Here is an 8,867-nt window from a genome sequence, read left to right on the forward strand (position 1 = left end):
TGTCATCATATTCGTCGTCAGAAAACAAGTATTATGCCATTATTTCAATGAGTTATCTTTTTTTGTCGTGTACAAAGAAACAATGATTAAAGACAAATTAAAGCCTTTGCCAACTCACACCTCTCAGCATATCAAACAAAGCTTATCTTTTCAGTTTTCTGAAATCTGTATATAGTCAATATACTTGCCTTGTCAGCCCCCACAAAGCATGGACTCTAACGTAAATTAAAAAGGCACTGCTGAGCAGTGCCTTTTTATGAGACTTAGTTTCAATCCCAATTAATATACATATTGCAAAATTAACTGTGCATAAGTATTGGTGTCTGTATCTCCCAATTGTGACCCGCCATGATCGGCATCTTTTTTTGGCTTATAGAAACCTACTAAAGGAATTACATTAATATTTTGATTCGGTGACCAAACAGCAAATAGATCAATTTCACTAGCATCTAAATCACCATAAGATTTATCAATGGTATCGAATTGATAGGCTAATGCACCTAAATGTAGATTTTCTTTCACAGAGGCTTGTATTGAAAGCTGATGAATTCTTGTATTGGTGCTATATGGACCTGAGTAGTTTGCTGCAACTTCACCTTGGAACCACGTACCAAAACCAGCATCGGTATTACCATAGAACAAACCGTCATAGTCTTTAGAGAATGAAGATAAACGATAACCTAATGTTGGCTGATATTTCACTTGATCAAAGGTATATTGCGCAGAAGCATACCAAGCATTCTCATTCCCCTGCTGTTGATCTTGATAAACATATTCTGCAGCCAATGCCAGCTGTTCATTCATTTGTGTTTTAGCACGAATTGCAACATCTTTGATGTCATTACGTGGATTTTCATCCCCACCATCTACATCTGTGACTTGTAAATAAGTTAAGCCAAAATCTGCATTTGCATACTTGTATTCCCAATCTGTAGACCACAGTTTAGGTTGAGCTTGTGCTTTGTTACTCGATTCTAAATAGTACCAATGTGTTTTTAGCGCATCATTGATCTGATAATGTAATACAGCTGTTAAATCAAAACTTTGACGTGCAGCTAAGTAATAGCCACCACCACGGTTAAGTTCATCACCGTAGCCTTTACCAAAATTTAGTGCATCCCCTGCGACCAAAAAACCATCTGCAATAACTACACTTTGACGACCCACACTTGCATCAATCGTCGCTTCTTCTACTGGGCCATTACGCCAACCCAATGTCCACTGTTCCAATGAGGTTTTACGCTCATCCCCCGTGGTAATACTCGCAGCATCTCCATCGCCAAATGTACCTGAGCTTAAACCGATCACACTGCTATAGGCTATACCTTGGCCCAGTTGGTATTCAGCATCAACGCCATATTTAGCCACTGCTTCTTGCCATGTTTTTTGGCCTTCATCAACGGCGCCTAAATAACTTTTTTGACTGTTAAAAATACCATAAGTCACATCAACAACAGGTTTAACTGTCAGTTGTTGCGATACTTGTATTGCTTCTGCAAGCGCACTTTGACAGCCCAATGTTGCCAATAATAATGTCGGATAAATAATACGTTGCATAATTCCCCCTGCATGTTGCTTTAAACTGATGTCACGCTCAGATGTACATTCATGGCAGGTATTCATCATTGAATGGTTCAATATAGAAGCTGACTGCCTATACTGTTTAAAACTAGAACAGCATGATGAAAAAAAAATCATCCCTAAGGATGATTTTTGAGAAAAGCAGCAAGTTTTTTTAGAAATTTCAGATATCAAGCTGTTTATTACGTAATATGAGTCGCTTGTTTATGGGGAAACAAAAGTAACCCTTCTAAGCCAAAGGAGAAGCCAAGACCTGAGGTTTTCCAGCCTACAAATGGTGCTGCAGGTGATAAATGTAATAACAGTTAATTCACAGATTTGGATGGATTCTATCGAGATTTTTGAGCTTATACTTCATCCGAAAATATGAAATCCATATCGAAGACGGCGTGAATAACGATGTTTTGACAAATTGGATACCAAACAATTTCTCATAGTACCTAGAAATACTTGAAAGACTAGAATAGAAAATTCGTCGTCCTCTATACAGCAGACAAAAATTTATTGATTGTATAAAAGCCCATTTCAGGAGAATGTAGGTTTTTTATGCTGCAGCAAGGTTTGTGATGGGCATTCACCAAATAGACGTTTATAGTCCATTGAAAACTGTGATAAATGCCAGAAGCCCCAATGTGCTGCAATATCACTTACGCAACGCTGCTCATCTGAGTTCTGCAATGCTCGACGTACTGCATTAAGTTTAATCATTTTTAGAAACTGTGCAGGACTTTGACCTGTAATGAGTTCAAAACAGTTCTGTAAAGTACGACGTGATGTAAAGGTCATTTGACATAAATCTTCGATAGAATAGCAATGATCTTGTTGTTCTTGTAAAACCTCACAGACTTTACTAACCACTTGACGCGCTTTTTGAATGGAAATTTTTGTTGGCTCATGATGTTGATTAAGCGCCAATAAGAACTGGTCACTGATGTCCAAAATATCGGATTTAACTTGTTGCTTAGTTGCATCATGATTTAGAAAATTTCTGCTCTCTAACACACCGTTCAACAAATTAATGAATTTCCGATAAAATTCTTCGCTGTACTGGCTGGATAGCACATTGCTGTATTGGCTATGCTGTTCTTCAAAATTTTGATCACCAAGTAATTCAAAAGGAATAGTAAGAGCATAAAAAGCGCTATTTTCAGGTGTTCTTAATAAAATTTCATCTCGATCACAACAAGATAAAATTTCATGGCCTGTGATGTTCTTCCCCATCCAGATCGCATTATTTGTAAGCTCAGAGAACATTCCTATACACAGTGAATTCTTCTTCGCTTCACCACGTTGGAAAATAGAAGGTTTAAATTTTTCTTCGTAAACTTGAATGTCATCAAAGGAAATTTCACGCAAAAAACTTTCAAAATGACCTGATGAAATTTGATCATAGGTCAACGTCCAATCTTTTAAGATTTGTGAATGTAGACCTGATTCAGTAATACATTTATTTTCATTAATCGATTGTAAATACATCCGTTTGCTCATTCAATCATGGCTCTTCGTATTCAATGAGCAAAATACATACCAATCATGATGAACCAGCGATAAGAAAAAGATTATGTGCTTATGATCGTAATAATGATTTTTTTAAGTACAAAAAATAAAAGAGCAATGAATGACATTACTCTTTTATATAAAATAAATCTCTAAACCATTAAAATAATTAGATATATTCAATTATTTTTTTGAGTTTTGTAAATTTTTCAGGATTGATCATACGAATCAATTGTGCCCAAACAATCCCCAGTACAGCGCAACCAAACACAAACCAAGGAATAAATTGAATAATCGGCGAATCACTGCCACTTAAAGTACCGATATTTTGAATTACCAGCACCAGCACGGCCACCATCCCTACAAGTGCCAACAGCGGTGCAACCATTGTGCTCCATAATGATGCTTTAAGCTGACGATTTTTGCGGAAGAAATTAATCACGGCAATTGAAACCCCAATTTGCAGAATCAAAATTGCCATACTTGCAATCACTGATCCCCATGCAAATACATCAACCATTGGATCCATTGCTGCAAATGCTGCGATCGCTAAAATGGCAATAATGAGAGCACCTTGAACAATACTTGAAATATAAGGCGTATTGTTTTTTGCATGTACTTTTGCCATTTTTGACCACACTAAACCATCACGACTCATAGTAAACAAGTAACGGGCCAATGAATTGTGGAAAGCTTGAGTCGCTGCGAATAAACTCGTGATCAAAAGCAATGACATCAATTGAATTGCCCATGAACCTAAATGCTCGCCTGCAATGTTATAGACCAATAAACCTGGATCGGCTGCTGCAACATCCACAAGCTTGCTTTCACCAATGGATTGAATCAATGCCCATGAGGTAATCGCATAAAATACGGTGATAATACAAACGGCAATAATGGTTGCACGTGCCACGGTTTTATGCGGATCTTTACATTCTTCTGAATAAATGGCTGTTGCTTCAAAACCAATAAACGAACAAATTGCAAACACCAGAGAAATCCCCAAATTTCCACCTAAAAACACTTCAGGTGAGAACGAGTTAAATGTCAACGTTGCTGCATCTTTGGTGATGAACAGATCAAGTAATAAAACAATGCCCACTTCTAACAATAAAATTAGACCTAGAACTTTACCACCAATTTCAACTTTAGAAACACCTAGATAGACCACCACCATTTGCATGAGGATTGAATAAACCCACCATGGAATTTCGATGCCCCACTGCGAACGTAAAAACTCATCGGTAAAGAAACCAAACATGGCACTCACTGCAAGCTGAATGGCTGTATAAGCAAGCAATGCAACACTTAATCCACCTAAACCTGAACGCACTCCAACACCTTGTACAATGTAGGCATAAAACGCACCTGCGTTCCTCACGTATTTGCTCATGGTGACAAAGCCAAAACTAAACAGTAGCAGTAATAGCCCCGCCATAATAAATACGCTTGGCACCCCGACACCATTGCCAATAAAATACGTAACAGGTAGAGCACCTACTACACCAGTCAAGGGCGAAGCTGCGGCCACAACAAAGAAAACCACTGTAAATAGCCCCAGACTCCCTTGCTTTAAAGAATTATTATTCGACATTTTTATACCCCCTGAATAACCTATAAATTCAGTCTAGGGAGCTTTTAAAAAAGCCATTATCAAAATTAAGCAATTTTTCGAATAAAAAATCAGCACAGTAAAAATGCACAATTTTGATAACCAGAAGAAAAAATTCTATGGATGATGAAAGGATTCAAAAAATTATATTCGATCAGTTATGGAGGGTTTAAGCGATGCAACCATCATCATGGAATGACTTTGTTGATCATTTTATTTCAGCTTTAAGTCGGGTTGTGCCTTTACAAAGCTTTTTTGCCTATCATCTTGAACCTGCAAGTGCTTCACCTGCCTTTCACTCTTATTATTCTAAAAATATTCCACGCCATTCCATTCAGCGCTATGTCACACAAATGTGCCAATTCGATCCCATCAATGCATTCAATCACCAAGCAGATGATCGTTCTATTGTGCATTTAAAAAATGAGCACATCCCTGAGACTTACCATCATTTTTTAAAAGACAATCAAGTCCTAGATAACATCGAATTGGTCTTTAAGTCGGATGACGTACCTTGTTTAGGCATCAGTTTGATTCGAAGCGAAAACGAAATGCCTTTTAGTACACAAGAAATTCAGATCATTAAAAGCTGTTATGACCTAGCACAATATCAACCCTTGGATTATTTGAAAGTAAAACAAGAACCTGAAATTTCACATGAAATTACTAAACTTTTGACCCGTTCTGAACGCCAAGTACTGAATCACATTTTAACGGGTAAGAAAAATCAAGAAATAGCCGATGATTTATTTGTCAGCCTTGCCACTATAAAAACCCATATTTACCATATTTACCAAAAAACCATGATCAAAAGTAAACGTGAACTGATCTTAAAAGCATTAAAACAAGCTTAATCTGGAATTAGCCCTTTACATGGCTAATTCCAATTCGGTTCAGAGTCGTTTAAAACTATATGGTGTCGGATCAATAATCGGAGGATGTCCCGAAATTAAATCTGCTGCCAAATGTCCTGCCGCTGGCGATGTCCCGAATCCATGACCTGAGAATCCGGTTGCAATGGTTAAACCCTTAATATTCGGGATTTCATCAATGATGGGATTTGAATCAGGCGTCACATCAATCATGCCTGCCCAAGTATTTTCAATTTCAGCATCTTTAAACATCGGCCACGCTTCACATAAATTACGCAGTGCATCCTGATTCAATGACTCATTCGCCAATGGATCCATCATGCGGGTCTTTTCAAACTGCGTCACGGTGTCTTTTGACCAACGGCGTGGTGTCACTAACTCTTTAAAGAAAAATTTACCAAATGAAATATTGAGGAAATCACGTTGTGCTTTCAATTGAGCCAGGTATTTTGTACCAATCAGCAAATGATCAGGTGTCAACGGCGCATCCAACTTACCACGTTGTGTAATGATATAACCGCCATCAATATGCTTACGGAATGAGAAATTCCCTGCACCAACTGCAATTTCAGTAGGGCCTTGCATTGGTTTGGTTTTAAATACAGAACAAATCAAAGGTAAAGTTGGCAATGGCACCCCGAGATTCCCTAAAAATTTACGTGACCATAGCCCACCGGCAAGTAAAACTTGTTCACAGCGAATTGTACCTTTTTCCGTGTGTACGCCCACCACACGACCATTTTGAATATCTAAATGACGTGCTGCACAACCTTCGACAATCACGGCACCTTTTCTCATTGCCGCTTTAGCAATGGCACTTGATGCAAGTGTTGGCTCTGCACGGCCGTCAGAAGGTGTAAATAATGCACCAGCCCAGTTGCCTTTGCCATGTGGCACCAGTTCATCCACTTCTTTGGCACTGATAATCTTTGAATCTAGGTTTAAATGTTCGACCGACTTTAACCATTTTTTTTGCAGTTCAATTTGTTTCTCATCGGTCGACAAGAACATAATCCCTTCTTGACGATACCCCACTTCACAACCAACACGTGCATTCATTTCTGACCATAAACGATCTGAAGCAACAGCTAGAGGCACATCATCTGCCAAGCGATTGGTTTTACGTACCCAACCTAAATTACGTGAAGATTGTTCACCCGCAATTTTGCCTTTTTCAATTACAACCACGGAAATATTGCGTTCAGCTAAGGTCAAAGCCGCATTCAGCCCGACAATACCACCACCGATGATGACAACAGCAGCCGTTTGAGGCAATTCACTTGATGTTTGCACAGGAACAATTGTTGGAACCATTCTGTCCTTCCTTTTTCTTTAGATTGGACGGGTGACCTATCCAGACATTGAAGTTTTGGATAGGTCTTTAAGATTAATCAATTTTGATGTGTTCAAGTTCTAACTGAGATGCACCACGGAATGCAGTGACTTCTAATTCAACTTTGTAAATTTGCGAACCTAGCGGTGGACATGTGACTGTTGTTGCTGGATTAATACCCTTGAATTTTTGACCAATAAAATCCATCACGACCGGTGTATCTGCAGGATCTTGAATAAATACACGTGACATCACCACATCCGCTAAAGACGAACCGACGGCTGTCAACGCTGCTTCGATGTTGTCGAATACCTGCTGGGTTTGCTCAAGTACATCTTCTGAAATCAGTTTTGTTTCAGGGTTACGACCTGCTGTATTTGAAACGTAAATCCAGTTATCTACGGCCACTAAACGTGAGTAGCTACCTTTTTCTTCAAAAGCTGAACCTGTGTTGACTTTAGTAATTTTGCTCATTTGATAATGCCTTACATATATAAGTTTTTAGAAATTAAATTTGAATTAACGAAGCTCCGGTTGATCCCAAAGGTTTAATTTCACACCAATACCAAGTTTCAATGCATTTTCGTAAACCACAGTTGCCCATGCCACATCTTCTACTGGCATACCGCCAACTGACATCAAGATAATTTCGTCGTCGTTTTGACGTGCAGGTGCTTCTTTTGCCACGATCTTGCCAAGATCCTCTAGGTTGTCATGCTGTAATTTCCCTTCAGCAACTAGATCTAGGAATTTCACACCAATCAATGGAATGGTGTTATGTGCAGGTTTTGGCACTTCTTCGAACCACGCTTCATACATGCCTGGGTTATCGAGGACTTTACGGACATCTGCGCTTTGCATGCCTTCATCAATATTGCACGTCGCTGGCATGGCCAAGAATGCACCTGGTTTGACCCACTCACGTTTCACGATTGGATAGGTATTTGGATCGCCGACTTCACCGGAGTTGCAGTAAGTCACAATGTCAGAATCACGTACCACTTCTTCAACAGTATTTACGACAGAGATATTGGTAATTTGCGGATGTTTTTCTTTCAGCCAAGTCACAAATTCATTGATGCTCTTTTGACTACGACCTTTGATTTTGATGGTATCGATATTTGGACGAACCGTAACAAATGCAGAGACTGCTGTACGTCCCATGACACCAGGACCAACTAGGCCAATTGAGGTTGCGTCAGAGCGTGCAAGATGACGCGCACCTACACCTGGAATCGCACCTGTACGGTAAGCAGATAACAAGTTAGCAGACATGTAAGCTAAAGGTGCAGACGTATCAGCATCGTTTAATGTGAACATCAAGATTGAGCGTGGTAAACTTTTTTCACGGTTTGCAATATTAGATCCGTACCATTTCACCCCTGCTTTTTGAAAACGACCACCAAGGTATGCAGGCATCGCCATAAAACGGCGGTCTGCCGTCGGTCTTGGCATTGCTGGGAATGGAGAGTTTTCAGGGAAGACTACCATTGCACCATGTGAATCATTGTTCGGCCCTGCCATACGGTAATCACCTTGGTAAAGCAGACCAAACATCTCTTCCATCGTATCTACACAAGAGCCCATATCGGTTACGCCAGCTTTAATCATGTCTGGTTCAGACAAGTAGATAAAATCAATTTTTGTATCGTGAGTCATATGCTTCCTGTCCTTAAAAGCAACTAGACCATGAGCTTTCAATGTATTGACCTGTGATTTGACCAAATACTTTGATTAAATAACTCATAGACAGTTTGCTTTAAAATTTATGTAATCTGATGATTAAAAATTAAGACGAGTAAGCAAAAAAAACATCAACCTTATGGTTGATTTGATTGATCAATGATTTGTAATGCGAATTACTTTGCCTTTTATAATTCTTAGTTTAGCTTTTGAACGGCTTTGTTGCACAAAGATTTGAAATGCAAAGCGCCCCTAATTGAGCCAAATTTAAGGCGTAACTTGGGTAAGT

Annotated in this window: 7 protein-coding genes; 1 reads left to right on the top strand and 6 read right to left on the bottom strand. The window is 39.1% G+C overall.

Annotated elements, in window-relative coordinates; all coding sequences use genetic code 11:
* Positions 1–279 precede the first annotated feature (279 nt).
* From ACN6OV_RS01040 to ACN6OV_RS01050, 3 genes are all read right to left on the bottom strand, one after another.
* Entirely contained in the window at positions 280–1,626 is a 1,347-nt protein-coding gene (locus ACN6OV_RS01040; RefSeq protein ID WP_427948888.1) for a hypothetical protein, read from the bottom strand.
* Positions 1,627–2,106: 480 nt separating this feature from the next.
* On the bottom strand, positions 2,107–3,069 hold the full coding sequence (locus ACN6OV_RS01045; protein WP_427948890.1) for a helix-turn-helix domain-containing protein: 963 nt from the start codon (positions 3,067–3,069) through the stop codon (positions 2,107–2,109).
* Between the two features lie 178 nt (positions 3,070–3,247).
* Complete coding sequence (locus tag ACN6OV_RS01050; protein ID WP_178928847.1) at positions 3,248–4,672, bottom strand: APC family permease; 1,425 nt, start codon at positions 4,670–4,672, stop codon at positions 3,248–3,250.
* Positions 4,673–4,866: 194 nt separating this feature from the next.
* On the opposite strand from ACN6OV_RS01050, the gene ACN6OV_RS01055 reads away from it, so the two are divergent.
* Entirely contained in the window at positions 4,867–5,544 is a 678-nt protein-coding gene (locus ACN6OV_RS01055) for a response regulator transcription factor (protein WP_427948892.1), read from the top strand.
* 39 nt (positions 5,545–5,583) lie between these two features.
* Here ACN6OV_RS01055 and ACN6OV_RS01060 read toward each other — a convergent pair whose 3' ends face one another.
* The 3 genes from ACN6OV_RS01060 to ACN6OV_RS01070 form a co-directional block, all read right to left on the bottom strand.
* Positions 5,584–6,876 carry an NAD(P)/FAD-dependent oxidoreductase gene (locus ACN6OV_RS01060; RefSeq protein ID WP_427948894.1) on the bottom strand — a complete coding sequence of 431 codons (1,293 nt, stop codon included), beginning with the start codon at positions 6,874–6,876 and terminating at the stop codon, positions 5,584–5,586.
* Positions 6,877–6,949: 73 nt separating this feature from the next.
* Positions 6,950–7,369 (bottom strand): RidA family protein, encoded by a 420-nt coding sequence (locus tag ACN6OV_RS01065; protein WP_178928850.1) that lies wholly within the window; start codon positions 7,367–7,369, stop codon positions 6,950–6,952.
* A gap of 45 nt (positions 7,370–7,414) precedes the next feature.
* Positions 7,415–8,554 (bottom strand): tyramine oxidase subunit B, encoded by a 1,140-nt coding sequence (locus ACN6OV_RS01070; RefSeq protein WP_178928851.1) that lies wholly within the window; start codon positions 8,552–8,554, stop codon positions 7,415–7,417.
* Positions 8,555–8,867 lie beyond the last annotated feature (313 nt).

It is taken from the genome of Acinetobacter sp. (genome assembly GCF_050285345.1).
Taxonomy (GTDB): domain Bacteria; phylum Pseudomonadota; class Gammaproteobacteria; order Pseudomonadales; family Moraxellaceae; genus Acinetobacter.

Excerpts from the sequence above, each read along its gene's own strand:
- ACN6OV_RS01060 (WP_427948894.1), bottom strand. The coding sequence starts at position 6,876 with ATGGTTCCAACAATTGTTCCTGTGCAAACATCAAGTGAATTGCCTCAA.
- ACN6OV_RS01070 (WP_178928851.1), bottom strand. The coding sequence starts at position 8,554 with ATGACTCACGATACAAAAATTGATTTTATCTACTTGTCTGAACCAGAC.
- ACN6OV_RS01055 (WP_427948892.1), top strand. The coding sequence starts at position 4,867 with ATGCAACCATCATCATGGAATGACTTTGTTGATCATTTTATTTCAGCT.
- ACN6OV_RS01065 (WP_178928850.1), bottom strand. The coding sequence starts at position 7,369 with ATGAGCAAAATTACTAAAGTCAACACAGGTTCAGCTTTTGAAGAAAAA.
- ACN6OV_RS01045 (WP_427948890.1), bottom strand. The coding sequence starts at position 3,069 with ATGAGCAAACGGATGTATTTACAATCGATTAATGAAAATAAATGTATT.
- ACN6OV_RS01040 (WP_427948888.1), bottom strand. The coding sequence starts at position 1,626 with ATGATGAATACCTGCCATGAATGTACATCTGAGCGTGACATCAGTTTA.
- ACN6OV_RS01050 (WP_178928847.1), bottom strand. The coding sequence starts at position 4,672 with ATGTCGAATAATAATTCTTTAAAGCAAGGGAGTCTGGGGCTATTTACA.